Genomic DNA, 25,744 nt, shown 5'->3' with positions numbered 1-25,744 from the left:
TCCCCCTTTTACAGTTTTTCGACCGTGATGTGGTCGTTGGTATAGACACAAATTGACGATGCGATGCGCAGCGATTCCCGCACAATTTCTTCAGCGCTCATATCTGTATGGTTGAACAGCGCGTTCGCGGCAGAATATGCATAATTTCCGCCGGAGCCGATAGCGACAAAGTCCTGATCCGGTGCGATTACCTCGCCGTTGCCGGAGATAATCAGCATCTGATCCCGATCCACTACGATCATCAGGGCCTCCAGACTTCTCATTCCCTGGTCTCCGCGCCAGAGCTGTGCCAGATCGACGGCAGCCCTCTTGAGGTTTCCGCCGTGCTCCTCCAGCTTTTTCTCGAATTTCTCAGTCAGAGAAAAGGCATCAGCCACCGAACCTGCGAATCCGGTCAAAACCTTCCCTTTAAAAATTTTCTTTACTTTCACAGCGCCGTTTTTCATGATCGCCGTTTCGCCCATCGTTACCTGTCCGTCGCCGCCGATTGCCACATCATCTGCGCTGCGGCGCACCGCACAGATCGTCGTTGCGTGTAATTGCTGCATTTTTCCACTCCCTATTCTTTGTAGTCGCATTCCTTATTAGAGCATTCCAGTTTTTTCTCTCCCTTGCTCACCTTCTCCACAAGAAGGCTTCCGCACTTGGGACACTGCTTATTTACCGGCTTGTTCCAGTAAGACTGGTCACATTCAGGATAGCCGCTGCAGCCGTAAAAGATCTTTCCCCTCCGGCTTCGTTTCTCCACGATATCCTTCCCGCACCGGGGACACTTGACGCCAATCGTCTTCACAATCGGTCTCGTATTGCGGCACTCGGGATATCCGGAACACGCGATAAAGTCGCCGTACCGGCCGGCCTTTATGACAAGAGGCTTGCCGCAGAGTTCGCAGAACTCTCCGGTCGGCTTATCCTCCACAACAACCTTCTCAATGGCTTCATCCGCCTTGTCCAGTTCCTGCTTGAACGGGCCGTAGAAATCCCGAATCAGAGATTTCCATTCTGTACCCTTTGCCTCCACATCGTCCAGCTTATCCTCCATGCTCGCGGTAAAGCCGGCGTCCACAATCTCATGAAAATACTGTTCCATCAGATCGGTGACGATGAATCCCAGTTCTGTGGGAACAAGCGTTTTCTTCTCCCGTTTGACGTACTTCCGTTCCGAAAGAGTACCGACGATGGGAGCGTATGTGCTTGGGCGCCCGATATCCCGATCCTCCAGTTCCCGGACCAGGCTCGCCTCCGTAAACCGCGACGGCGGCTGTGTGAAGTTCTGCTCACCGCCGACCTTCTGCAGCTTCAGTTCTTCATTCTCTGCGAGCTCAGGCAGAATCCGGTCACGATCCTCATCATTTCCACCGCCGTAGACCTTCTGATAACCATCGAAAATCAGTTTGCTTCCCGTCGCTCTGAAGAGATACTCTCCGTTCCTGATGTCCACTTGCATGCCGTCATATTGAGCGGGCTTCATCTGGCTGGCGATAAAGCGGTTCCAGATCAGTCTGTAGAGGCGGTACTGATCCCTCGACAGCTGATCCTTCAGTTCGTCCGGTTCCAGATCGATGATGCTGGGCCGGATCGCCTCATGGGCGTCCTGAATATCTTTTTTCTTGTTGGAGAACACGTTGTTCCCGAGATACTGCTCTCCGTATTTTGCTGTAATGAATCCGGCCGCGGCAGTCCGAGCCTCTGCAGAGATACGGACAGAATCGGTTCTCAGATATGTAATCAGACCGATGGTGCCCCGTTTTCCGGCGTCCACGCCCTCATAAAGCTGCTGCGCAATCATCATCGTCTTGCGGGTGTTAAAGTTCAGTTTGTTGGACGCTTCCTGCTGCAGCGTACTGGTCGTAAAAGGCGCATAGGGCTTCTTGCTCCGCGGTTTTTTGTTAATCGCAGAAACCGTATATATGCCGGAATCGAGTTCCTTCAGAATCGCGTCGTTTTCTTCCCGGCTTCCAATCGCAAGTTTTTTTCCATTTCTGGAATGCAGTCTGGCGGAAAAAACCGGATCGTGCTCAAACTCCGCACTGATGGTCCAGTATTCCTGCGGCACAAAATCCCGAATTTCCTTCTCTCTGTCGCAGATAATCTTCAGCGCCGCCGACTGAACGCGTCCCGCCGACAGGCCCTTGCGCACCTTGCGCCAGAGCAGCGGACTGATCTGATAGCCTACCAGCCTGTCCAGCACTCGCCGGGCCTGCTGAGCATCCACCAGGTTCTGATTTATCGGCCGCGGATGCTTGATCGCTTCTTTGATTTTCGATTTGGTGATTTCATTAAATTCAATCCTGCACGGACTGTCGGGATCAATCCCCAGCAGATATGCCAGATGCCATGAAATCGCTTCCCCCTCCCGGTCAGGGTCCGTGGCAAGATACACCTTCGATGCTTTTTTCGCTTCTTTTTTCAGTTCCTTTATCAGGTCGCCCTTTCCGCGAATGGAAATGTACTGCGGTTCAAAATCCTGATCCACGTCGATGCCGAGTTTGCTCTTCGGCAGATCCCGGACATGCCCCACCGATGCTATGACACGGTAACGGGAACCCAGGTACTTTCCAATCGTTTTCGCTTTGGATGGCGACTCAACAATCACTAACGTTTTCTTACTATTCGCCATTATTCCTCCAAAAAATATTTGATAAACGATTCGTATTATAACACAAATCCGTTTTACGTCAAATATTCTCAATATTCATTTTTTCACAGTTGTTTCTCTGTGTCAACTGAAATATTATTCACATTCTGTTCACAAATACTCTTCCCATTGAACTTACCACCAGTCCCTTCATTTCAAGCACAGTAATAATACCGTTGATTTTCTGCGGTGGAAGCAGGGTCAGACGGCATAGCTCGTCACTTGTGAGTTCAGAATGTTTCCGGATCTGATCGAAAATATTTTTTTCATCTTCACCAAGAATCTCACGGATTTCTGACGAATTTTCCGGGACAATTCCCAGACCGCGGATCAGTTCCTCAATCACGAGGAGCGGCATAACGCCCTCTGCGATGATCTGATTGGATCCGAAGCTGGCAGGACTGGTTATGTTGCCCGGTACAGCGTAAAGCTGTCTGCCCTGCTCCTCCGCAAACTCGGCCGTAATCAGTGCACCGCTGCGATAGGACGCCTCTACTACGACGACAGCCTCGGAAATCCCGCTTATTATCCTGTTCCTCATCGGGAATTTATACGGCGCAGGTTTTTCTCCCGGAGGATATTCACTGAAAATCAATCCGCGGTCGCGGATTTCCTTCATTATTCTGCGGTTCTCTCTCGGATAGCATACATCGGGTCCGCACGCAAAAACAGCGATTGTCCGGCCGCCTGCCTCCAGCGCGCCCTGATGTGCCGCCGCATCAATCCCCAGAGCCATTCCGCTGACGACGGTCAGTCCGCATTCCGCACAGCGCCGGGCAATCGCCCGGGCGACACTGATCCCATACTGCGTGCATTTCCGGCTCCCCACAATCGCGACACATCGGGACCGGAGTAGAGAAACATCTCCGTCGCAGTACAGAATTTCCGGCGCGTCACGGATTTCCGTCAGTCTCCTCGGGATTTCAGGATCTCCTTTCCGGAGCACAGTCACTCTGTCCATCCTTCCGCGCCTCCTCTCCGCTTCCCCTTTCCGGCCTGCTCTCCGGCTGAAGAGACAGTTTCCGTCACAGTTGACCTTCGTCCCGGCGGCTCCTCCCGGTACTGCACCGCCTCTGCAATATGTTCCCAGCGAACCTGCACAGCGCCTTCCAGATCCGCAATGGTCCTTGCGACCTTCCGTATTTTCAGAAAGGTTCTCGGATTCAGCGCATATGTGTCATACAGCATTCCGAGACGCGACTGTGCTTCCTCATCAAACCGGATAAATTGCTCCGCCGTCCGGCTGTCAAGCTGACCGTTCCGCTGAACGTCCGTTCCCCTGAAACGTTCCTCCTGAATCCTCCGGGCGCGCTCCACCTGCTTCCGCATATGCGCAGAGGTTACAGATGTGCCGCCAGTCAGTTCCCTGTACCTCACATTTCTCAACGTGATATGCAGATCGATCCGGTCCATAATCGGGCCCGAAATTCTGCTTCTGTAACGCTCAATTTCACTGGCTGTGCACCTGCATTCATGCTCTTCGTCTCCGTAGTATCCGCACCGGCACGGATTGGCGGCCGCCACCAGGAGAAAATCTGCGGGAAACACAAACCGCTCCGACAGCCTCGAGATCTCGATTTTTCTGTTCTCCAGCGGCTGCCTCAGCATATCGATTGTTCCCCGATCAAATTCCCCGAATTCATCCAGGAATAGGACGCCTTTGTCCGCCAATGTAATCTCTCCCGGTACGGGTACCGCTCCGCCTCCCACCAGGCTAGCCGGAGTAATACTGTGATGCGGACTGCGAAACGGCCGCACCATTATATATGGTAGTTTCTCATCCAGCAGCCCTGCCACCGAATAGATGCGAGTCACCTCCAGAATCTCTTCATAGTTCATCCTAGGAAGGATTGACGGAATCCGCTCTGCCAGCATGGTTTTGCCTGTGGACGGACTGCCTGTCATCAGAAGACCGTGTCCGCCGGCCGCCGCAATAACGATGGCGCGCTTGGCATATTCCTGTCCTCTGACATCGACAAAATCCGGTCCGCCGGGTTCCTCTCCGTCCGGGAACTGCCGCTCATCTTTCCCGATCCGCGGAAGCGGCGCCGCCAGATTGAAATGATCGATAACCTCTCTCAAATGAGATGCGGGATAAAGGTCGATACCGCGGACAAGACCCGCTTCCCTGCGATTTCCCTGCGGAATGACCGCACTCCGGAATCCGAGTCTCTCCATCTGAAGCAGCATCGGCAGAATTCCGTTCACTCTGCGAATCGTTCCATCCAGCGACAGCTCGCCGATGAACACACAGCCCCTCGTCTCCTCCGCCAGAATCTGCCCGGTATCTGCCAGAATTCCCATGGCCATCGGAAGATCCAGATGTGTCCCTCTCTTCCGCACATCCGCCGGAGACATGTTGATGATAATCCTCGCCGTCGGCATCCGGCATCCGGAATTCACGACAGCAGACCGTATCCGTTCCCGCGCCTCCTTGACGCCGACGTCCGCAAGTCCCACAATATGAAAGACAGGCAAACCGTTAGTGATATCTGTTTCCACATTTACCGCAACTGCGTCCAGACCATGAAGCGCAGCGGTACTGATAACTGACAGCATCTGTCTTCCTCCTTTCAGAATGCGTCCCGTATCTGATTGACCATGATCTCGAATACCTGAAACGACACCCTGCAGTCTGCCAGACCGTGCGTCATCAGATAATAACTCGCAACGCCTCTCATCCGTCTCTGCTTTCCCGGATCCACCGCCTCCGCCGGACGACCTCCGATCAGAGATGTCCTCGTCTTTACCTCTACAAAGAAGATACAGTCGTCCTTTCTGCAGACGATGTCGATTTCCCCGATCCGGCACCGGAAATTCCTCTGCAGAATATCATACCCCTGAGCATAGAGCACTGCGGCCGCAAAATTCTCGCCGCCGGTACCCAGCAATTTTTTATCTGTCATGGTTTCCCCTTTCTACCCCGTCTCCCGTAACCTCAATCTACTATTTTTACCATATACTGTCAACACCCCTGTACCGAATTTTACAAAAGATTAAAATTCTGTCCGAAGTACTGTCGCTGCCGCACCGTAAACAATATGACACCTGTCCGTGCACAAAAAAACGGCCGCCTCAGCCGGCAGCCGTAAAACATCATTTCCTTATTCATTATTTACCCTGTTCCCCGGGAATCGGATTCCCGGACGCAGGCTCCTGTCTTTTATTTTCTCTTTCTGACAAAATTCAACGATATTGTGATGTAGACAACATTAAACATTGTAAGCCCCAGATATGCCCCGAACAGAGCTTTCCCCGAAAGAACCGTCGTACTCAGAAGCGCTGCGATATTAACAATCAGCATAATTACCAGTGCAGTCGTTGCGTACTTCATTTTATCCCCCTTTCAGCATTCGTCATCAATACACCGCGGCGCCACAGAAAAACCGCCGGCAGCGCCCATTGAGTCCGACAGGGACTTAATGGGCAGTCACTGCTTATCATTAATATTATTACATTTTTTAATCATGGTCAATATTTTTTGGAATTTTGCTAATAATTTCGTCAATAGTCCGTCGATACCCGATGAACAGACGGCATCTGACGGACAATCGTTCCGCACATATTATATCCGCATCGTATAAGCATTAAGTTCGCATTTCAGTCTGATGAACGTTTTATCTGTGTTATATAAGGTGCGTGAAGCATCAGTTCTCAGAGCACGAATTTCTCAATCGCCTTGGCGACTCCGTCATTATCATTTGTATCAGTTACAAAATCTGCCCGTGCTTTCATATGCTCTGACGCGTTTCCCATCACGATACCGATACGGGCCAGCTCGATCATTCTGCTGTCGTTGGGACTGTCCCCGCATGCCAGAAGCCGGTCTGAATCAATGGAAAGCCGCCGCATCAGAAAACGGAGTGCATCAGCCTTACTGGTGGTGGGGCCGCCGATTTCCAGATTGTTATGGAATGAGGATGTCAGGGTGATGTCGTCCATCGCAGCAAGCTGACGCATGACTTTCTTCTGGTCTTCTTCACGGCGAAATACGATGCTGATATTCTCCAGCCTGGCTTTGTGCTCCAGCATAAAATCAAAAATATCCGTCACCGGCCGCCGCGTCCGCAGCACATAATCCGCGTCACGGAAGGAGCACCCGTTTTCCTTCATCTCCCGGTACTCCGCCGCACCGATATAGGCCTGTCCGTCCGTAAAGGCGTCAACAGAAAATCCCCGCCCCCGCAGAAGTGCCACGATTCTTTCCACGGCCGCAGGCTCGTTGCAGTTCTCGTAAATCCGCTCCCGTCCGGATATGCGCGTAATAACAGCCCCGTTTGATGTAATCATATATTCCAGACCGTCGATGCCGAAAATTGCCTCCGGAAGGGAGCACCAGGGACGTCCGGTGGAGATTACAATATGAACCCCCTGCTCCATGGCCCGATGAAGCGCCTCCACGGTGCGCGGCGAGATTTCCGACCTGCCGGTCAGCGTTGTTCCGTCCAGATCCAACGCGATCATTCTGATTTCTTTTCCGCTTTTCTGTTTCATGAATCCATTATATCAAAAGGGGTTGCAAAATTAAAGTTTCGGTATTACAATATTTCATACTGTAATCAGAAAGGTTATCCGGGAGGAAAGAAAAACATGAATGTAGTGATTGTTGGCGCCGGCAAGCTGGGAACCTGCGTGGCAGAGGCCCTGATCGGCGGTGATTATTCCATTACGATCATAGATAAAAACGCAAATGTACTGCAGAAGCTCTCACAGCAACTCGATGTCATGACCATCAACGACGACGGACGCAGGCTGTCCGTGTTGAAGAATATCGGCATCGAGTCTTTTGAATACCTGCTTGCTGTGACCTCCAGCGACGAGACGAACATGATCATCGCTTCCTTTGCCAAGAAGCTGGGATGCCATCATGTGATCGCCCGCGTCCGCGACCCGGAGCATATGAATCAGTTCGACTTCATCAAGGATGCGATGGACATCGACCACATCGTCAATCCGGACATGTCCATCACCGTGGAGATCTACAAATACCTGGCGGAAAAGTACACACTGAGCAACGGAATTTTCAAAAGCGGCGGAATCGCCATGACGGAATTTCCTACCCGGCGTTTTCCCGCTCTGGTGGGTCTGACCATGCCGGATATCCATGAGGTTCTTCCCGACGTTCTGATTGCTGCGCTTTCCCGCAACGGTAAGGTCATCGTCCCTCACGGCGACGATGAGGTTAAGGAAGGAGATTTCATCTACGCCATCGGCGCCAAGGACCGGATTTCCGAGATTCACAAGAAGACTCACGAACACGGAAAATATACCAACATTCACAAGGTCATGATCATCGGCGGCGGCAAAACAGGATTCTACCTTGCAGATCGTCTGCAGGAATTCGGCGCGTCCGTAAAGCTCGTGGAACGCGACATGGAGCGGTGCCACTACCTCTCCACCAACCTGAAGAACGTGATGGTTCTCCACTCAGACGGTACTGATATCAGCCTTCTGGAGGAGGAAAACCTGGATGATATGGACGCCTTTGTCACGGCCACCGGTTACGATGAGGAAAACCTGCTTCTGGCGCTTACCGCGAAGCAGCACGGCATAGCGGATGTCATCTCCAAGGTGAGCCACGAGAACTATAAAGACTTAATCGAACAGATGGGCGTGGATATGGTTCTGAATCCGCTGGACATCAGCACCAGCAATATCCTTCGTTATATCCAGGGTTCCAAGCGCATTCTGTCCTCCCTGCTGATTCAGGGCCAGGCGGAGATTCTGGAGGTTATCGCAACCTCCCGCATGAGTATGCTGGGGGTTCCCATCCATGAGCTGGAGATTCCGAAGGACGTGCTGATCGCCGCGATTCACAGAGGCGGCAAAGTCATCATCCCCGACGGGAACACCACTATTGAACAAAATGACAGAGTCACCTTCTTCAGTCTGCTCTCCGGCCTCGGCGAGCTGGAAAAACTGATGAAGGCAAAAAAATAATCGGGAGTTAATAAGAAGATATGTCTGTTAATATGAAAAATCTAATCAGTATGATGGGCATATTATTATTTGTGATCGGCCTCTGCGCCCTTCCCTCTCTGGTCACCGCGGTGATTTACAGGGAGGTCGCTGCGGCCATCAGTTTTGTTGTACTTATCGCTCTGTGTCTGCTGATCGGACTAGCCATCATGAAGCTTTTCCCGCCGGCCAGAATCCGCGTCAGGGCGAGGGACGGATTCCTGATCGTCGCTCTGTGCTGGCTGATTGCGTCCTTCATCAGCGCTCTGCCAATGGTCATCACCGGCGCCATCCCACGTTTTGTGGATGCTTTCTTCGAAATGTGCTCCGGCTATTCCACTACGGGAGCATCCATTCTCAGCGACATCGAGGCTCTGCCGAAATCCATTCTGTTCTGGCGCTCTTTCAGCCACTGGCTGGGCGGCATGGGGATAATTGTATTCGCAACAGCCATTATTCCGTCCATCGGCGTAGAGGGAATGATGATCGCCAGCCGTGAAACCCCCGGCCCGACACTCGATAAGATGACTCCGCACTTTTCTGACACCTCCCGCAGACTGTACCTGCTATATATAATTTTCACGGTCGTTCTGGCCATACTGCTGATGTTCGGAGGCATGTCGCTCTACGACGCACTGATTCATTCCTTCGGCACCGTCGGAACAGGCGGATTTTCCAATTACAACAACAGCGTCGCCCACTTCGCGAGTCCATACATATACTGGGTGCTGACCATCTTCATGATTTTATGCGGAACCAACTTCAATCTCTTCTTTGTCATGATACGAAGACCCCGCAGAGCCTTTCAGGATGAGGAATACCGAGCATATATGGGAATCATCATCGCATTCACCGTCATGATCGCAATCGACCTTCTGGCGGCGGGCGGCTATCACGACCCGTTCAGGAGCCTGACGGATTCCGCTTTTCAGGTCGCATCAGTCATTACGACCACAGGCTTTGCGACGACGAATTTCGACGTGTGGCCGACGTTCGCGAAGATGCTGCTCTTTCTGCTGATGATGCTGGGCGCCTCCTCCTCGTCCACCGGCGGCGGTCCGAAAATCGTCCGTATCCTGGTTTCCATCAAGCTGATCCGCAGAGGGATCTCGCTGAAGATCCATCCCCGTCAGGTGACTACGCTGAAGCTGAACCGGGGGCAGATCACTCAGGAAATCGCCACCAATATCGCGAATTTCATGTTCCTCTACTTTGCCACCATCTTCGTCGGCTCGCTTCTGATCGCCGTCAACGGATTTGACCTGGTCACCACGGTCTCGGCCGTCGTGACCTGTGTGGGGAACGTGGGACCGGGCTTCAACCTGGTTGGACCGACCATGAATTTCAGTCAGTTCTCCGATTTTTCCAAAATCGTGCTGTCATTCCTGATGATAGCAGGAAGACTAGAGCTGTTCACTGTTTTCATGCTGTTCTCACCATACTACTGGAACTCTAACAAAGCCTGATCCGGAGCGGCAGGAGGCTGAGGTGTCGCCGACCGGCGAACCGCCCGGCTGCGGCAGGTGCGCAGCGGAAAATAACAGAAGCAGACAGGAGCAATTATGAACTTCAATCACAGACTGATTTTAAGAACTGCATCCATGATTCTTTTGTTCGAGGGTATCGCTATGCTGATCCCCTTCGCTTTCGCATGCTATTTCGCGGAATTCGCTCCCGCGACGGCCTTCTTCTGTATCATCGTCGTATGTGTCAGCTTCGGCATCACCATCAACCGGGTGACGATGCACAGCCGCCCGTATATCCACTCAAGAGAGGGCTTTTACATCGTCATCGTCTGCTGGATGTTCGTCATCCTGCTGGGCTCAATGCCGTATCTGCTTTCCGACATGGGTTACTCCTTCTGGGACTGCTGGTTTGAATCCACCGCCGGCTGGACCACCACCGGAGCCACCGTGCTGGGATACGATAATATGCCCCGCTCTCTGCTGCTCTGGAAGAGTGTCAGCAGCTGGCTGGGCGGCATGGGGATCATCGTTCTGACCACCTCAATCTTTCCGAAACTGGGGATCCGCGGACAAAAAATGGCCGCGGCGGAAATGCCCGGTCCTACTCTGGAGAAACTGACCGCCCGTTTCGGCGATACAGCCAAGATCTCCTATCAGATTTATACGGCGCTGACGCTGATTGAACTGCTGCTTCTGATTCCCACGAAAATGACATTCTATGATGCACTGCTGAACACCCTGTCATCCATCAGTACCGCAGGAATCGTGGATCTGTCCAATGCTCAAGATGCCTTTGTAATCACTCCTTACATCAAGGGTGTTCTGTCCTTCTTCTCCATGGCGTCCTCTGTCAACTTCATCGCCTACTTTATGCTGACCTGCGGCAAATTCCGGGAAGCCATCCGCCACTACGAGGTACGGGTTTATCTTCTGGTGATCGCTTCTGCCGGCCTGCTGATGGGTGTGGATCTCCACCTTCACCACATCGGAGGAAGCCTCGTTTCCAGTATCGGAAACGCGCTGGTACAGGGGATCTCCTTCGCTTCGACTTCGGGATTCATCATTGATGACATCGGATCGTGGCCGACCTTCTCCAAATTTATGCTGCTCACTCTGTCCCTGATCGGCGGGTGCAGTTTCTCCACCAGCGGCGGAATGAAAATCATCCGTTTCTCGGTCTTCCTGAAGCTGATCAGCCGGGGTATATACAAGCGGATCCATCCCCGTGCAATCAAACCGGTCATGATACAGAAAAAGCCGGTCTCCGCTCCGGTCGCATCCTCTATCACCATGTTCATTCTCCTGTATTTCGGGCTGTTCATGTTCTCCGCGATTGTCCTGTCTCTGAACAATCTGGATATGGAAACGACTCTGTCTGCGGCTGCCGGTGCGTTCACAAACACCGGAACCAGTTTCGGCAGACTGACCGGCAGTGACTTCAGTATTTTTGCGGCACCCTTTAAATTCTATCTGAGCCTGCTTATGCTGGCCGGAAGGCTTGAGATGTATGCGATAATCATCATGTTCTCGCCCTCCTACTGGAATTCTGACCGGGCCCGCGTGTAAGGCTGCCCTGCCGGAATTCTGATCCGGCTCGCCTACAGGCCTCCCCTACTGGGCATCTGAACGGATCTGCGTGCAGGGGCGGTCGACATAGAACACATTACCCATGACGTCTGCAATTTTCACACAGATTCTCCGGCAGTCCGGCCCCACGATCTGCCTGCAGACATCCTCCAGTCCTTTTTTGTTCCGTACGAATACCGCGGAGGGGCGATGCACCCTGCCGTCGTAGTCAAAATCCACGCTCCAGGCCTCAATCAGGTCAAGAGGGCTGTTCCGGACAGCCTTTCGGATCACAGTTCTGGACTTTTCCTCCATGCCCGGAGGAAGACGGTGCTCCCGGACACTTCCGAGACGAATCGTCACGAGACTTTTGTCAGATCCCGGAAACCCCTCCATGCTCATATGCACCTCCGCCTCAAAGCGGGACTTCCTTATACCTTCGGTGCGATGCTCCGGTTCCTCTACGTACACACGGAACCCGGCCCCCTGCGCACAGAGACGTCCGATAGTGCTTTCGACCGCAAGCCTTCCCCGGTCGCAGGCGATAAACGACCGTCCCATACGCGCCGCCACCGCCGGTAATGTCCCGCTGCCACAGAAAAAATCAGCACACAGATCTCCCGGTTCCGTGCAGCATTCCACAATGCGCTCCAGCAGCTGCTCCGGCTTCTGCGTCGCGTAACCCGTACGCTCCGCCGAGGTTCGTCCCACCATGTCGATGTGCCAGACGTCCTTCATGTTCACCATAGTGTACCAGCCCAGCTCGTCGCGATACTCCTTTACACCCTTGAACCGGTACGGCTTGAACTGCCGGTTATAGGATTTCTCCTTCAGAACATTAAATGTGTAATGCTTCGTTTTGCTGTACACCAGAATATTATCGTGCTTTCTGGCGAAGCGTCTCCGTCCGCTTCCGCCGGATTTGTAAGTCCAGATGATTTCATTGACAAAATTCTTCTCACCGAAGAGTTCATCCATGATGATTCTGGCATAATGCACTACATGCCAGTCCAGATGCAGCCAGATCAGGCCGTCATCCGCCAGAAGTTCTCTCATCAGAATCAGACGCGCCGTCAGCTGCCTGAGATATCCGTACAAACCCTGCTGCCATTTGTCGTCATATGCGGGGTGCCGGATGTTACTTCCCGACACACGGATTACCGCGTCATACCGCGCTTCAGAGAAAAAGGGCGGATCGATGTAAATCAGTTTCAGTTTCCCCCTGTTTTCCTCCCTCTCCGCCAGGGATTTCAGCAGTCTTATATTGTCTCCGTAATACATTTTATTGTCAACACATTCTTCGGCATCTGCTCTGCGAACCGACCGGCTCTTCATCGGATTCACTTCTTCCAGCATTGTAAATTCAACGCTTCCGGTGTTTGCGACCTGCCGCTGTGCCTGTTCGATGACCTTTGTGAGATCCTTTAGTGTTCCCATTTCTTCTTCCCTCTGTGAGCAGCACCGGAATCAGATCCTTCCGCCCCGCCTTTTCCAGCGCCCGCAGCACGGTTCTGCGGTTTTCCGGTCTGTTATAATGAATCAGCGCCCTCTGCATTTTCTTGTCTTCCAGAGATTTCGCCACATAGATATGCTCGCCTGTCCGCGGATCTGTCTCCGTATAGAACATAGCGGTGGCCAGCGTTCCCGGTGTGGGATAAAAGTCCTGAACCTGATCGGGGATGAATCCGTATTCTTTGAGGAACAAAGCCAGATCCACCGCGTCTTCCAGCGTGCAGCCGGGATGCGAACTGATCAGATACGGGATCAGATACTGCTTTTTGTTCAGCCGCCTGTTCGTCTGCCTGTACTGTTTCACAAATTCCGTAAAAACATCTGCGGACGGCTTTCCCATATAATGCAGGGCTCGCTGCGCGATATGCTCCGGAGCCACCTTCAGTGTTCCGCTGACATGGTGAGCGCACAGTTCATCCATAAACTTCTGCCGTTTCGGGTCCGCCATCAGATAATCATAGCGGATCCCTGAGCGGATGAAGACCTTTTTCACTCCGGGCAGCTCACGGATCGCCTTCAGAACCTCCAGATAGTCGCTGTGATCGATCTTCATACTCCGACAGGGTTTCGGATACAGACAGTCCTTTCCCCTGCACACACCGTACTTCAGCTGTTTATCACAGGCCGGGCCGCGGAAATTGGCGGTGGGGCCGCCCACATCATGAATATAACCCCTGAAGTCCGGTTTCCGGATCAGCTTCTCTGCCTCTCGCACAAGGGATTCCCTGCTGCGGCTCCTCACCTGTCTTCCCTGATGATAGGTCAACGCACAGAAGCTGCAGCCTCCGAAGCATCCGCGGCTTGACACCAGACTGAACTTCACTTCCCGGAATGCGGGAATTCCGCCCATATCCCGGTACATCGGATGTTCTTCATTTTCATACGGCAGCTCATAGAGATCGTCCAGTTCCTGACGCGTAAGCGGTTCCTGGGGGAGATTTTGTACCACAAAAGAATGCTCACCGTAAGGCTCCGCCAGACGCCGGCCGCAGATCGGATCATTCTCCCGGTACTGCATCGCGAAGCTCTCAGCATAAGCATCTCTGGACGCTGCGATTTCCTCAAACGCCGGAAGAATCTGACTCTGCTCATCCGGCACGAATTCCCGAGTCCGATAGCATGTTCCCCGAATCCAGGTGATATCCGAAATGTGAATTCCGCTGTCCAGCGCCTCCGCGATTTCCAGGACGGCGCGCTCTCCCATGCCGTAGATCAGCAGATCCGCTCTGGAATCCAGCAGAATCGACCTCCGCACCCTATCGTCCCAGTAGTCATAATGACCCAGACGGCGAAGACTGGCTTCGATGCCTCCGATAATCACGGGGACATCACGATAAGCCTCTCTGGCACGGTTGCTGTATACGATCACCGCCCTATCCGGACGTTTCCCCGGAACGCCTCCGGGAGAATATTCGTCCACACGCCGCCGGTGCCGGAATACCGAATAATGATTGACCATGGAATCCACGACACCGCTGTTGATCAGGAACCCCAGCCGCGGCCTTCCAAACCGGCGGAAGTCCTCACAGGAGCGGAAGTCCGGCTGCGCAAGAACCGCAACCTTATATCCGAAGCGCTCCAGAAGCCGGCTGATAATCGCCGTGCCAAAGGAATGATGATCCACATAGGCGTCTCCCGTGACCAGCACAAAATCGGGCTGCTCCCAGCCCCGCTCTTCCATTTCCTTCCTATTTATCGGCAGAAACATCGCTCTCTCCTGTATACTTTTCCTCCGTGGTCTCCGGAACCTCCAGCTGAATCTCCAGTTCTCCGATATGATGCTCCCGCAGCAGCTTCACAACACCTTCACTGATCCGGGCTGTCAGTCCCCAGATTACCCGACCGTCCACGGTAAGCACCGGCACGATCCACTGCCCTGTCCGCCAGTTATAATCCTCATCAATGCCGACTTCATCATACGGAAAATCGTCCGTAACCTCTGCATAGACTCTTTCCCGGAAATGCTGCGCCCTGCTGAAGTCCAGATGTGAAACCGGCATCAGGAAAATCTCGTCCACCTCTTCCTCCTGGATAGTGGCCTTCAGAAAATCCCTGTATTGAATAACGCCGATAAAAGTGTAGAGAGAATAGTTCGCGTATCCGTAGAGGACATCCCCCTGACCCAGAATTTCAATCCGGTCGGAAGGGATTCCGATTTCCTCCTCCGTCTCTCTGAGCGCCGCCGCAAGCAGTTCCTCTCCCGGCTCCACATGACCGCCCGGAAAACAGATTTCTCCCGGATCGCTGTCCATATCCCGTGCTCTGACCTCGTAAAGCAGACAGAGCTCCCCGTCTTTTTCAACAAAGGGAATCAATACGCTGAAAAAACGGTACTTACCAATGGGCGCAGGTTCATGCCGCTCGTAGATCCTGCGAATGCGTTCGATGGTGTCCATGCCGCTCCTTCCTGTATAACCTGTCAAAAAAAAGGGGCTGTTCACGCCCCTTAATCTGTTCCTGTGATCAGTTTAAAATCTCATACTGGGAGAAGTCGACTCCGATCATCTCTTCCTTCTCCGCGGACAGGCTGACAACAAAGTCCATTCCGTAGTTCTTGGAAATATCCGACAGCCGTTCCAGAAATTCCGGGATATCTCCGAGAGAAAAGTCCGCGTGCTTCAGAATGCTGTCAATATAAATCGTCTCAATATCATGGTCGGAACTGATGATTCCATAAAGGAAACCGATATATTCATCCGCATTCGTAATATGTTCAAAGTCCTCCATGCAGACCACCCGGATCCGATATTTCAGATCATAGGTCAGCCTCGCATTCTTATTGATAAAAATGATACTCCCGTCACTATGTTCAACCTGCTCATTGGCAAGAGCGATCATCTGCTTCGTTTTACCGGTACCCTTATGCCCAATCAGTAGTTTAACCATGTCGTTGCCCTCCATTCGTTCTTATGTATTGCATTTATTATACAACAACGGCCCTGTTCATTCAATGTATTTTTGTGAATTTTCCAATCGCAGCTGTCCGCAGGCGCCGTCGATATCCGCTCCCAGCTGCCGGCGCACAGTGGCCGGTATTCCTTTCTGCTCCAGAGTTTTCTGTATTGCCTTCGCCCGTTCTCTCCCCGCTGTGACAAAGCCTGTTTCGCTGACCTCGTTCAGCGGAATCAGGTTCACATGGCAGAGGGTCCCGGACAGCAAACGAATCAGCTGCTCCACATCCCGGTCCCGGTCATTGACGCCCCGGATCAGCGCGTATTCAAAGGTGACCCGCCGGGAGGTTATCGTTTCATACTCCTTTGCCGCTTCCATCAGTTCACGGAGAGGATACCTCCGGTTCACCGGCATGATGCGGCTCCGCTGTTCATCGGTGGGCGCATGAAGCGAAACCGCCAGATTCACCTGCGGAAAATCCCCGGCGAACCGGAGCATCTCCGGAACCAGACCGCAGGTGGAAACAGTAAAATTCCGCAGTCCCATGTTCCGTCCGTTTACATCGTTCATGACGCGGATAAATTTTGTCAGTCCGTCATAATTGTCAAACGGTTCTCCCGTCCCCATGACAACTGTCCGCGACACCTTTTCTCCCGTCATTCTCTCGATATCCAGGATCTGGGAAATCATCTCCCCCGCAGTCAGATTCCGACGCAGTCCGCCGATTCCCGATGCGCAGAAGGCGCATCCCATACGACATCCGGCCTGAGAGGAAACGCACACGGTGTTCCCGTAGCTGTACTTCATGAACACGCTCTCCACCGCGTTTCCGTCCTCCAGCGCGAAGAGAAACTTTCTCGTCCCGTCGCTTCGGGACTGCTGGTCGCAGATCACCCTGAGACTGTCAACTCTGTACTTTTCCGCCAGATTCTGCCTCAAGGTTTTCGGCAGATTTCTCATCTCTCCGAAATCCGTCACGCCCCTGCTTATCCACTGAAACAGTTGCTTCCCCCGGAAGCGCGGTTCACCCTCGGCCCGAACGATATCCTCCGTTTCTGACAGCGTCAGGCCTCTCAGTTCCTTCATCAGATTCTCTCGATTCTGAGGCCGGTTTTATGCCCGTTGATGTCCACCTGCGGGAGCTCCGAAGCCTCTTCCATCGCCTGCGCCAGCGTCTCGCTCTTGATATACTCCTCATGCTGGCTGACCGCACCCATCACTTCCGCGTCAGCTTCAATGAAGATATTGATGCGATCCATCATCTCGTAGTCATTCTGCTTGCGCATCTGCTGAATCTTGGAAACTATCTCTCTCGCGAGACCTTCACTTGTCAGCTCCGGCGTGATCTGCGTATCCAGAATAGCGAACACGTTGTTTTCCATCGCCACCGCGAATCCTTCCTTTGAGTTGATGCGGACATCGACAAAGTCTTTTTCAATTTCCGTATCTTCTCCGTTCAGATTCATCAGAACGCTGTCCTCCGTCTCCAATCTGGAGATGAATGCGTTGGCGTCCTCTCTGGCAAGAGCGGCGCCAAAAGCCTTGATGTTCCTGCCCAGCGCCGGTCCCGCGACGGGGAAATTCGGCTTCAGCGAGAAGTTCATGTATTCGTCCAGATCTTCCGCGAACACAACATCTTTCACGTTCAGTTCCTCCCGAATCAGAGGCGAAAGATCCTCGATCAGAGTTTTGTACTTGCCGTCCACCAGAATCTCTGACAGCGGCTGACGCACCTTGATCCCCTCCTTTTCACGGATTCCGCGTCCCAGATTGCAGAGTGTGCGCACCAGATCCATCCGTTCCTCGACATTCCTGTCGATCTGACTCACATCTGCCTTCGGGAAATACGCCACATGGACGGTTTCCTCTCCGGTCAGTTTCCGGTACATCTCATCTGAGATGAACGGCGCGATCGGCGCGATCAGACGGGCGATTCCCTCCAGCACTTCATAGGTCGTGGCGTAAACGCTCTCCTTGTCTCTAGACATTCCCTCTGTGTAGAAACGACGGCGGGCGCGGCGGATGTACCAATTGGAAAGGTCCTCATTGACGAACTCGCTTATGGCCCGGACAGTCTTCATATGGTCATAATGATCCATATAATCCGTGACATCCTTCACCAGACGGTTGTATTTCGACAGAATCCAGCGGTCAAGCTCTGGCTTCTCTGTATAAGGAACCGACATGCTCTTCACGTCAATATTATCCATATTCGCATACAGCACAAAGAAGTTGTATACGTTTCTCAGCGTTCCGAAGAACTTGCTGACCACCTCCTGCAGTCCGCCTTCGTCAAATTTGGTGGGCGACCAGGCGGGAGACACGCTGAGCAGATACCAGCGGGTCGCATCAGCCCCGTATTTGTCCAGCATCTCAAAGGGGTCAACCGTGTTGCCCACATGCTTGGACATCTTCTTCCCCTTCTTGTCCAGGATAAGGTCATTAACAAGCACATTTCTGTACGGAGATCGCCCCATAATAAAGGTGGAAATGGCCATCAGGGAATAGAACCACCCTCTGGTCTGGTCTATGCCCTCACAGATGAAATCCGCAGGGAACAGCTTGTCGAAATCCTCCTTATGTTCGAACGGATAGTGCCACTGCGCATAGGGCATGGAGCCGGAATCGAACCAGCAGTCGATTACCTCCGGAATTCTGGTCATCGGTTTTCCGCAGACCGGGCAGGTGATATGGACATCATCCACAAAGGGGCGATGCATATCGATGCTCTCGTCGATATTCTCAATCGCCTTCTCCACCAGCTCGCTGCGGCTTCCGATACATTCCAGATGACCGCACTCACAGCGCCAGATGGGAATCGGCATTCCCCAGTATCTCGTCCTGGAAATTGCCCAGTCCTTGACCTCCGCCAGCCAGTTACCGAAACGTTTTTCGCCGACAAAGGGCGGATACCAGTTGACGGTATTGTTATTGGCCACCAGCTGATCCTTCAGTTCGCTCATTTTGATGTACCAGCTGGGCTTGGCGTAATAGACCAGCGGCGTTCCGCATCTCCAGCAGTGCGGATAGTTGTGGGAGATTTTTTCTCTCTTGTAGATTTTGTTGTCCTTCGCCAGGTACTTAATGATCTCCACATCCAGACCCTCTTCCATGACAAAATGTCCCTTCCACGGGGTCTCGGTGAAGCAGCCCTGCTCGTCCACAGGCTGTAGCATCGGAAGATCATATTTACGGCCGCACTGATAGTCATCTTCACCGAAGGCCGGGGCGGTGTGGACGATGCCTGTGCCGTCCTCAATGGAAACGTAGTCCATGCAGGTGACAAAGAAGGCTTTCTTCTTTGGGTCGGCCTTTACAAACGGCATCAGCTGCTCATACTCGATATATTCCAGATCCTTTCCCTTCATTTCTTCCAGGATCTCATATTTTCCTTCTCCCAGAACCTTGTCCGCCAGATGCTTCGCCACATAAAAGACGTTTCCCGCATCTTCTCCTTCCGTCATTCTCGCACGGATGTAATCATAGTCCGGTCCCACCGTAATGACAGTATTGGACGCCAGCGTCCAGGGCGTGGTGGTCCAGGCCAGGAAATACTCATTCTCACGGTCCTTCCGTTTGAATTTCACGATCAGGGTGTTGACCTTGACGTCCTTGTAGCCCTGCGCCACCTCGTGGGAGGCCAGTCCGGTCCCGCAGCGCGGGCAGTAGGGCAGGATTTTGTGCCCCTCATAGATCATGTCCTTCCCGAAGAACTGCTTCAGGATCCACCATTCTGTCTCGATGTAGTCGTTGTCCAGCGTGATATAAGGATGATCCATATCCGCCATATATCCCATCCGCTCACTCATATCGCGCCACATTCCGGTATAAGTGAAGACGGACTCTCGGCACTTCTTGTTGAATTCCCGGATTCCGTAGCGCTCGATGTCCTGTTTGCCGTCGAATCCCAGCTGCTTCTCGACTTCAATCTCCACCGGAAGGCCGTGGGTATCCCAGCCTGCCTTTCGGTTGACCTGAAATCCCTGCATCGTCTTGTAGCGGTTGATGGAGTCCTTCAACGTTCTGGCCATCACGTGATGGATGCCCGGTTTGCCGTTGGCAGTCGGCGGCCCCTCATAGAAGACGAACTGCGGCTGCCCCTCCCGGGCTTTTACGCACTTGTCGAGCAGATCCTGCTCGTTCCATTCTTTCACCTGTTCCTTCTGAACCTCTGCGACAGGCTTGTCTGATAGTTTTTTAAACATGCACAAATTCCTTTCTTTGTTTCGTGCCAGCGGAGAATCTTCTGCCTATACAAAGAAGTCCCCAGCCGGCTAAGCCGGTTAGGGACGATCATTCAAACCGCGGTACCACCCTAGTTGCCGCCCTCGTGTTCAAGGGGGCCATCTCAAAAGTGTCGAACTCAGGAGTGATATTCATACTCTGCTTCACCGAAAGGCTCTCACCGCCGCCTCTCTCTCTGTAAGGATCTTACGCAGGACTACTGGTTCCGTCATCGTTCGGGAATATTAAATTCAACTGCTTCATTATAAATGGAAAAATCCGCAGTGTCAAGGGTTTCGGCGTTCTTCGGCGCCTGCTTTCTGCAGCACTCCCCTTCATCTGCTTTCAGCGTTCCTCCCTTTCTTCCTCTTCCGCAGCGTCCTCACCGTCTGCTGCAGCATCAGCCTCATCGGGTTCAACCTCGCTGTCGTCCCCCCGTACATCCTCTGCGTCCGTATCAGGCTCCTCCGCAGGATTCCCGGCCTCCGTGAACAAAAGCCGGTACACCAGTGCTGCCAGCACTCCGCCAATCAGCGGCGCAATAATAAACACCGGAAGCTGCGCCAGCGCATCCCCTCCGACGACGATTGCCGGTCCGAAGCTTCTGGCCGGATTGACAGATGTCCCGTCAAACGGAATTCCGAAGATATGAATCAGCGTCAGCGTCAGTCCGATGACCAGTCCCGCCGCAGAGGTGAACTCCGTCCTGTCGGTAACCGCCAGAACCACCAGCACAAAGACGAAGGTCATAACGATTTCCAGAATCAGAATGCTTCCGGCACCCAGTCCCAGCGTGCTGGCCTCGCCATAGCCGTTCTGTCCGAGCGAATCCCTGGAACCGAAAATCATCCACAGGAACAGCGCTGCGGACAAAGCGCCGACGCACTGTGCGACCACATACCCCACACAGTCCTTTACGCTCATCCGACCCGCCGCCAGCATACCGACCGAAACCGCCGGATTGATATGACATCCGGAGATATTCCCGATCGAGTAAGCCATCGCCGCCACAGACAGCCCGAACGCAAACGCGATCAGCAGTGTGGTAAACGCAACCGGAATCGCCGCGTTCATACTGAGAAATATAGAATTCGCCGCCACCGCGGTTCCGCATCCGAACGCCGTCAGCACAAACGTTCCGATAAGTTCCGCAATATACTTTCTCATCTCATCATCCCCCTTATCAATCTCTGCTTTGTCTGATTTTCCGACTGCACAGGCGCAGTCTTTAATGTTTTCATGATAACAAATGTGAACGGAATGTCAAGTACCTGACCATCCGCTCAATCAGCATAAAATGACTTTTATTATTCAGAAAATGTGGTAGAATAAAGATAAGAAAAGGAGGTGACATTTATGCAATTAATTCTGATCGGAGTAATCTTTATGGTTGGACTGCTTCTGTACTATATTTTTTCTACATCCGGCGGTTCTGACGAAGAGCGGCCTGAAAAGAAAAAGCCGGATGATGATCTTCGGCAGGAGGAAAATGTCATCTACCTTTCCGATGACATCGATAAAATCAAACGGAACCATAATATCGGCGGAAAAGAACAATAGCTCCGCAGAAATTCCGGCGACTGCCTTCGGGCAGTCTTATTTTTTATCCGTTCACAACAAAGGAAAAGAGACCGTCGCTGCCACACAGGCAATACACGGTCTCCTTCTGTTGGTCGGAGTGGTGAGACTCGAACTCACGGCTTCTGCGTCCCGAACACAGCGCGCTACCAACTGCGCCACACCCCGCCGACTTATCCATTATAACATGCCGAAAAGTTTTTTCAAGCCCTATTTTTCGGAATCTCAAAAAATCCTTTTTCCTTTTCCGAAATTTCTTTTCAGAAGTTCTGTCCGGGACTCAGCCGCGGCGTGTTCGAATCCAATGGCAGTTCATGGCACGGTGCAGAATGACGCACAATGGAATTTGTAAAGAAGTCTCCCTACCTGAAGTTCAGCAGCGCATCCGCATCTTTGCGCGGCGGTGCCTTGGGATCTCCGTCCGGATAGCCCAGCGCGACCAGCGCCGCGACAATTTCCCCGTCGGAAACGCCAACCGTTTCAGCAACCTTATCATCATCGAAAATCCCCATAATCACCGTGCCCAGACCCAGATCGTGCGCCGCAAGGCAGAATGTCTGCGTCGCGATTCCCGAGTCGAACACCTCCCAGCGGTCATCCTTGCCTGTGGTCGGCTCTCCGGACTTTTCATAGCCCGATATTCCGTGCTTATAGGTAATCACCATCAGAACCGGACAGCGCCGGATGATTTTGGCGTTGCTCTCGAACCCGAGAACACAATTATCCGCGATCTCTTCTTTCACCGCCTGGTCTTCCACCGCATAGTAGCGCGTCACCTGCGTGTTCTTCCAGGAAGGCGCATACGCCGCCAGAGACACCATCTGACGAATAGTCTCATGCGGCACCGGCCGGTCTGTAAACCTGCGGACACTTCTCCTCGTTAAAATACAGTCTTTTGTTTCCATAGTCACCTCTCTAAAGCTGCCTCTCTGAAAATTCATCTGTCAACGTGTATTATATGCCGGATCCGGAAGTGCGGCAAGCCATTTTATCATGTACCGAATATTGCGATATTTTCCGTTAATTTCTCAGGTGCTGTTGTTTCATGGAGGCTGCTCTTGCCGATGTCGTCTGCGGGAAGTATAATATTTGTACCGGCTCCCGCATGATATATCGAAACCCCGCGGTATACGGCTGCGTCTGTCCGCACATACATTTGTACTACCGGCAGACATGCGGCGCGGACGGAACAGACATCCGGAGGACAGAACAGAGAAAATCGAAGAAAGCAGAGGAATGAATGATGAAGGGTCTGACAACATTATGTTATATCGAGAAGGATGGTCAGTATCTGATGCTCCACCGCACAAAGAAAGAGCACGACATCAATAAGGATAAATGGATCGGCATCGGCGGTCATTTCGAGGTCGACGAGAGCCCGGACGAATGTCTACGGCGGGAAGTATTCGAGGAAACGGGATGCACCCTGGGCAGCTGTACGCTCCGGGGAATCGTCACCTTTGTTTCCGACGGACGTGCGCCGGGCGCAGGCGTAACAGAATACATGTTTCTCTATACCGCAGAGGACCTGCAGGGAGAGCCTGCCGACTGCGACGAGGGCGAGCTTGTATGGGTGAACAAAGAAGAGTGCCCCAACCTGAATGTCTGGGAGGGTGACAAAATCTTCTTCCGCCTGCTGAATACACATCTGGAATTTTTCTCTCTGAAACTGGTCTACGACGGCGGCGACCGGCTGATGTACGCGGCGCTGGACGGACGTCCGCTGGAACTGTAGAAGAGATGCCCGAGCTGTAGAATTGAGGCTCTAGATTTCGTCAGGTAACGTAAGAACGTGATGGCCCCTGCTTCTGCCAATCCATTGCCTCTCGCCCGGATTTCCCGTAACATGCTATGGCTTCTGCGCCGTCTGTCTTCTGGTAAGGTAAAACAAAGCTCTCTGTAGGGGGCTGGCGTCCGATTCTGTCTGCCATTTCCCCTCCTTCAGTTCAATTGTCTGGCCGGTGCTCTTATGTGCTTCATATCATTTCTCCCGCTGCATTTTCGCAGCACACTTCTGAAATATGCTGCTAAATTGCAGCGTTTTCTCTGTATAACAAAACCCCGCGTTGCCGCGAGGTATAAAACTCCTGATATGTGTTTTAAATGAATAAGCAGCTTAGGCGGGACCGTCTGTGTCGCCCGCATTTCTCGACCCACCAAGTGGTGGCGCGTTGGAGACGGATACTTTTCAACCTCTAAGCTGCTTTCTCTTATCTATATATTATCACACATTTATCTTGTTTTCAATGATTTTTCGATTGTGTCAAGTATTTTGTTTAAACTGGGTCAGACTTCCTGATCCGTGTCAATAGGTTATGCGGCTGATTCCTGTGTTAGGTTCTTGTGAGGTTATCTAATTGGTTCGTATGTCTTCTCAAAAATATCCGGCTTGCACGGGTACTTCTCTCCGTTCACACCGGTAATAATGTAATCACCTGGACTGGCATGCATCGTACCCTCCAGCGTCTCGATATCGATCGGATCCTTTGTCTGATAGGCTTCGACCAACACCGGCTTCTTACGATACTTCATGTGTTTCCTCCACGAAAAAAGCACCGCTGTGACCGGTGCCTTTTATGCTTCATAAGCTATCTTTTTTTTAAATTCTCCATTAATAAACTCACGCCTATGTTTTTTGAGTACGCTTTCTAAGTGTCTACTAATAACTTTGTATTTCACTGGGCTTTTTTTTATTTTCAACTCATCATTCTCAAAATTATACTCCACCTCACCGGTCATATCATCAATAGTTTGACCGTACGAATAGGTTACAGTCTTTTTTGTATTTTCAATGTAATCACAATAAACCATCTGGTTCACCTCGTGTTCCAACCTCTGATTCAAGTCTTGACTGCCAATCATATTTTTTTGTTGCCATCGCATGTGCCTCTGCCACAGTTAGATTATACTTCTTTTCCAGCTGACTTTCAAGAAATTCATGCTTCAATAGTAATATGTCCCGTTCTTTTGGGCATCCTTGCTGTAATCGTTTCCATGCTACGGCCATATCGTAATCCGGGTCAAGCATTCCATATTCTCCGTCATATTTCTTATGCTTATCAAAGAATATATGCCTTTTAATTTGGCGTATCTCATCATGCGTGAACCCAGTGGCCTTTGCTATTAAGTCTATATCATTTGTTCGGCTGATTTTCCTATATGTAGATGCGGCCTTAACATCTTTGGGATTATCAATATTATACGGCTTGTAGTTCTTACCACCAGTTGTTACATAACTCTGAACTTCCCTTTCTTTCCCTCCCGTTTGTAACTTTTTCTCGTGTGAATGTCTATGTTTTCTATCTACTAATATTCGTTCCCTTCTGGCCTCCAACTCCTGCTGATCAATTTACTTTTTCGTGTGTGCGTCCTGATATCCCTTCTCGGAGATATACGTCACCGTGCAGTTGCAGTTGTCATGCCTTGCATAGATATCATCCGGAGCTTCGTCTTCATAATGTCCATCAGCCAGGCTGCTACACCAGGCGCAGCACTTGCCAGGTGTTTTCTGATATACGATACGGTATTGAGAAGAGAGATTAAATTAGTGTCTGCTCATTAAGTCTCCGTCGGACTTAATGGACGCTGACGGCAGTTTGTCAGCAGCGCCGCGGCACACCGACCAATAAAAGGGTGCGCCGAAAGACACTAATTGATGCCTGTGCTCAGGGCTTCGGCCGTTTCCGATTATGTATGACAAAAGCCTTGAAATCTCAACCTAATCGGCTGTTTTCAAGGCTTTTCATCATTACCATTGGTGCGGTCTAAGGGATTCGAACCCCCATGAGTCTCCTCACACGGACCTGAACCGTGCGCGTCTGCCAATTCCGCCAAGACCGCTTATTTCCTTTTGTTTCCGCGCTTCATCAGCACGCAAATATTATTATACACGAAAATGAAAGGAATGCAA

General features: G+C 52.0%; 24 protein-coding genes and 2 tRNA genes. 5 read left to right on the top strand and 21 right to left on the bottom strand.

Going from position 1 to position 25,744, the window contains the following annotated elements:
* Positions 1-8: 8 nt before the first annotated feature.
* From hslV to FYJ64_RS04470, 7 genes are all read right to left on the bottom strand, one after another.
* Positions 9-548: an ATP-dependent protease subunit HslV gene (gene hslV / locus FYJ64_RS04500; protein WP_154574036.1), complete on the bottom strand. Its 540-nt coding sequence runs from the start codon at positions 546-548 to the stop codon at positions 9-11.
* An 11-nt stretch (positions 549-559) separates the two neighbouring features.
* Positions 560-2,620, bottom strand: a complete 2,061-nt coding sequence (gene topA, locus FYJ64_RS04495; protein ID WP_154574035.1) for a type I DNA topoisomerase — start codon at positions 2,618-2,620, stop codon at positions 560-562.
* A 118-nt stretch (positions 2,621-2,738) separates the two neighbouring features.
* Positions 2,739-3,599, bottom strand: a complete 861-nt coding sequence (gene dprA, locus FYJ64_RS04490) for a DNA-processing protein DprA (RefSeq protein ID WP_154574034.1) — start codon at positions 3,597-3,599, stop codon at positions 2,739-2,741.
* Entirely contained in the window at positions 3,587-5,197 is a 1,611-nt protein-coding gene (locus FYJ64_RS04485; RefSeq protein WP_154574033.1) for a YifB family Mg chelatase-like AAA ATPase, read from the bottom strand. Before FYJ64_RS04485 ends, dprA begins: the two co-directional genes overlap by 13 nt.
* Positions 5,198-5,211: 14 nt before the next feature.
* Positions 5,212-5,544 (bottom strand): YraN family protein, encoded by a 333-nt coding sequence (locus FYJ64_RS04480; RefSeq protein WP_154574032.1) that lies wholly within the window; start codon positions 5,542-5,544, stop codon positions 5,212-5,214.
* Between the two features lie 257 nt (positions 5,545-5,801).
* Positions 5,802-5,972, bottom strand: coding sequence for a hypothetical protein (locus FYJ64_RS04475; RefSeq protein WP_154574031.1), 171 nt, complete (start codon positions 5,970-5,972; stop codon positions 5,802-5,804).
* Positions 5,973-6,292: 320 nt separating this feature from the next.
* Positions 6,293-7,132 carry a Cof-type HAD-IIB family hydrolase gene (locus FYJ64_RS04470; RefSeq protein ID WP_154574030.1) on the bottom strand — a complete coding sequence of 280 codons (840 nt, stop codon included), beginning with the start codon at positions 7,130-7,132 and terminating at the stop codon, positions 6,293-6,295.
* Positions 7,133-7,228: 96 nt separating this feature from the next.
* On the opposite strand from FYJ64_RS04470, the gene trkA reads away from it, so the two are divergent.
* The 3 genes from trkA to FYJ64_RS04455 all read left to right on the top strand — a co-directional run bounded on the left by trkA (position 7,229) and on the right by FYJ64_RS04455 (position 11,628).
* Positions 7,229-8,578, top strand: coding sequence for a Trk system potassium transporter TrkA (gene trkA, locus FYJ64_RS04465; RefSeq protein WP_154574029.1), 1,350 nt, complete (start codon positions 7,229-7,231; stop codon positions 8,576-8,578).
* A 50-nt stretch (positions 8,579-8,628) separates the two neighbouring features.
* The gene (locus tag FYJ64_RS04460) at positions 8,629-10,062 is read left to right on the top strand and encodes a TrkH family potassium uptake protein (protein ID WP_235897109.1); all 1,434 of its coding nucleotides are present in this window, start codon (positions 8,629-8,631) and stop codon (positions 10,060-10,062) included.
* A gap of 96 nt (positions 10,063-10,158) precedes the next feature.
* Positions 10,159-11,628, top strand: coding sequence for a TrkH family potassium uptake protein (locus tag FYJ64_RS04455; protein ID WP_154574027.1), 1,470 nt, complete (start codon positions 10,159-10,161; stop codon positions 11,626-11,628).
* Between the two features lie 45 nt (positions 11,629-11,673).
* On the opposite strand, the gene FYJ64_RS04450 is transcribed toward FYJ64_RS04455, so the two are convergent.
* The 7 genes from FYJ64_RS04450 to FYJ64_RS04420 all read right to left on the bottom strand — a co-directional run bounded on the left by FYJ64_RS04450 (position 11,674) and on the right by FYJ64_RS04420 (position 21,423).
* Positions 11,674-13,065, bottom strand: a complete 1,392-nt coding sequence (locus FYJ64_RS04450) for a DNA methyltransferase (protein WP_154574026.1) — start codon at positions 13,063-13,065, stop codon at positions 11,674-11,676.
* Positions 12,992-14,848, bottom strand: a complete 1,857-nt coding sequence (locus FYJ64_RS04445) for a YgiQ family radical SAM protein (RefSeq protein ID WP_154574025.1) — start codon at positions 14,846-14,848, stop codon at positions 12,992-12,994. The genes FYJ64_RS04450 and FYJ64_RS04445 overlap by 74 nt, the downstream gene beginning before the upstream one ends.
* Positions 14,829-15,536 carry an NUDIX hydrolase gene (locus tag FYJ64_RS04440; protein WP_154574024.1) on the bottom strand — a complete coding sequence of 236 codons (708 nt, stop codon included), beginning with the start codon at positions 15,534-15,536 and terminating at the stop codon, positions 14,829-14,831. Before FYJ64_RS04440 ends, FYJ64_RS04445 begins: the two co-directional genes overlap by 20 nt.
* Before the next feature lie 67 nt (positions 15,537-15,603).
* A complete protein-coding gene (locus tag FYJ64_RS04435; RefSeq protein ID WP_154574023.1) occupies positions 15,604-16,026 on the bottom strand; it encodes a hypothetical protein in 423 nt (140 codons plus the stop codon).
* A gap of 57 nt (positions 16,027-16,083) precedes the next feature.
* Complete coding sequence (gene rlmN / locus FYJ64_RS04430; protein ID WP_154574022.1) at positions 16,084-17,118, bottom strand: dual-specificity RNA methyltransferase RlmN; 1,035 nt, start codon at positions 17,116-17,118, stop codon at positions 16,084-16,086.
* On the bottom strand, positions 17,118-20,237 hold the full coding sequence (gene ileS, locus FYJ64_RS04425) for an isoleucine--tRNA ligase (RefSeq protein ID WP_206045540.1): 3,120 nt from the start codon (positions 20,235-20,237) through the stop codon (positions 17,118-17,120). The genes rlmN and ileS overlap by 1 nt, the downstream gene beginning before the upstream one ends.
* 364 nt (positions 20,238-20,601) lie before the next feature.
* Positions 20,602-21,423: an aquaporin gene (locus FYJ64_RS04420; protein ID WP_154574020.1), complete on the bottom strand. Its 822-nt coding sequence runs from the start codon at positions 21,421-21,423 to the stop codon at positions 20,602-20,604.
* A 189-nt stretch (positions 21,424-21,612) separates the two neighbouring features.
* Between FYJ64_RS04420 and FYJ64_RS04415 the strand changes: the two genes are divergently transcribed.
* Positions 21,613-21,816 (top strand): hypothetical protein, encoded by a 204-nt coding sequence (locus FYJ64_RS04415; protein WP_154574019.1) that lies wholly within the window; start codon positions 21,613-21,615, stop codon positions 21,814-21,816.
* Positions 21,817-21,926: 110 nt separating this feature from the next.
* Here the strand turns inward: FYJ64_RS04415 and FYJ64_RS04410 are convergent.
* A tRNA-Pro gene (locus tag FYJ64_RS04410) sits at positions 21,927-22,002 on the bottom strand.
* 194 nt (positions 22,003-22,196) lie between these two features.
* Positions 22,197-22,775 (bottom strand): nitroreductase family protein, encoded by a 579-nt coding sequence (locus tag FYJ64_RS04405; RefSeq protein ID WP_235897108.1) that lies wholly within the window; start codon positions 22,773-22,775, stop codon positions 22,197-22,199.
* Positions 22,776-23,074: 299 nt separating this feature from the next.
* On the opposite strand from FYJ64_RS04405, the gene FYJ64_RS04400 reads away from it, so the two are divergent.
* Positions 23,075-23,569 (top strand): NUDIX hydrolase, encoded by a 495-nt coding sequence (locus tag FYJ64_RS04400; protein WP_235897107.1) that lies wholly within the window; start codon positions 23,075-23,077, stop codon positions 23,567-23,569.
* 40 nt (positions 23,570-23,609) lie between these two features.
* Here FYJ64_RS04400 and FYJ64_RS11325 read toward each other — a convergent pair whose 3' ends face one another.
* From FYJ64_RS11325 to FYJ64_RS04380, 5 genes are all read right to left on the bottom strand, one after another.
* Positions 23,610-23,765, bottom strand: a complete 156-nt coding sequence (locus tag FYJ64_RS11325; RefSeq protein WP_206045539.1) for a hypothetical protein — start codon at positions 23,763-23,765, stop codon at positions 23,610-23,612.
* A 418-nt stretch (positions 23,766-24,183) separates the two neighbouring features.
* Positions 24,184-24,366 (bottom strand): hypothetical protein, encoded by a 183-nt coding sequence (locus tag FYJ64_RS04395; protein WP_154574018.1) that lies wholly within the window; start codon positions 24,364-24,366, stop codon positions 24,184-24,186.
* 42 nt (positions 24,367-24,408) lie between these two features.
* Entirely contained in the window at positions 24,409-24,645 is a 237-nt protein-coding gene (locus FYJ64_RS04390) for a hypothetical protein (RefSeq protein ID WP_154574017.1), read from the bottom strand.
* On the bottom strand, positions 24,632-25,168 hold the full coding sequence (locus FYJ64_RS04385) for a hypothetical protein (RefSeq protein WP_154574016.1): 537 nt from the start codon (positions 25,166-25,168) through the stop codon (positions 24,632-24,634). Before FYJ64_RS04385 ends, FYJ64_RS04390 begins: the two co-directional genes overlap by 14 nt.
* A 421-nt stretch (positions 25,169-25,589) precedes the next feature.
* Positions 25,590-25,674: transfer RNA gene (locus FYJ64_RS04380), tRNA-Leu, on the bottom strand.
* Positions 25,675-25,744: the final 70 nt, after the last annotated feature.

Source organism: Hornefia butyriciproducens, assembly GCF_009695915.1.
GTDB lineage: Bacteria > Bacillota > Clostridia > Peptostreptococcales > Anaerovoracaceae > Aminicella > Aminicella butyriciproducens.
This window is presented reverse-complemented; position numbering and strand designations above follow the sequence as displayed.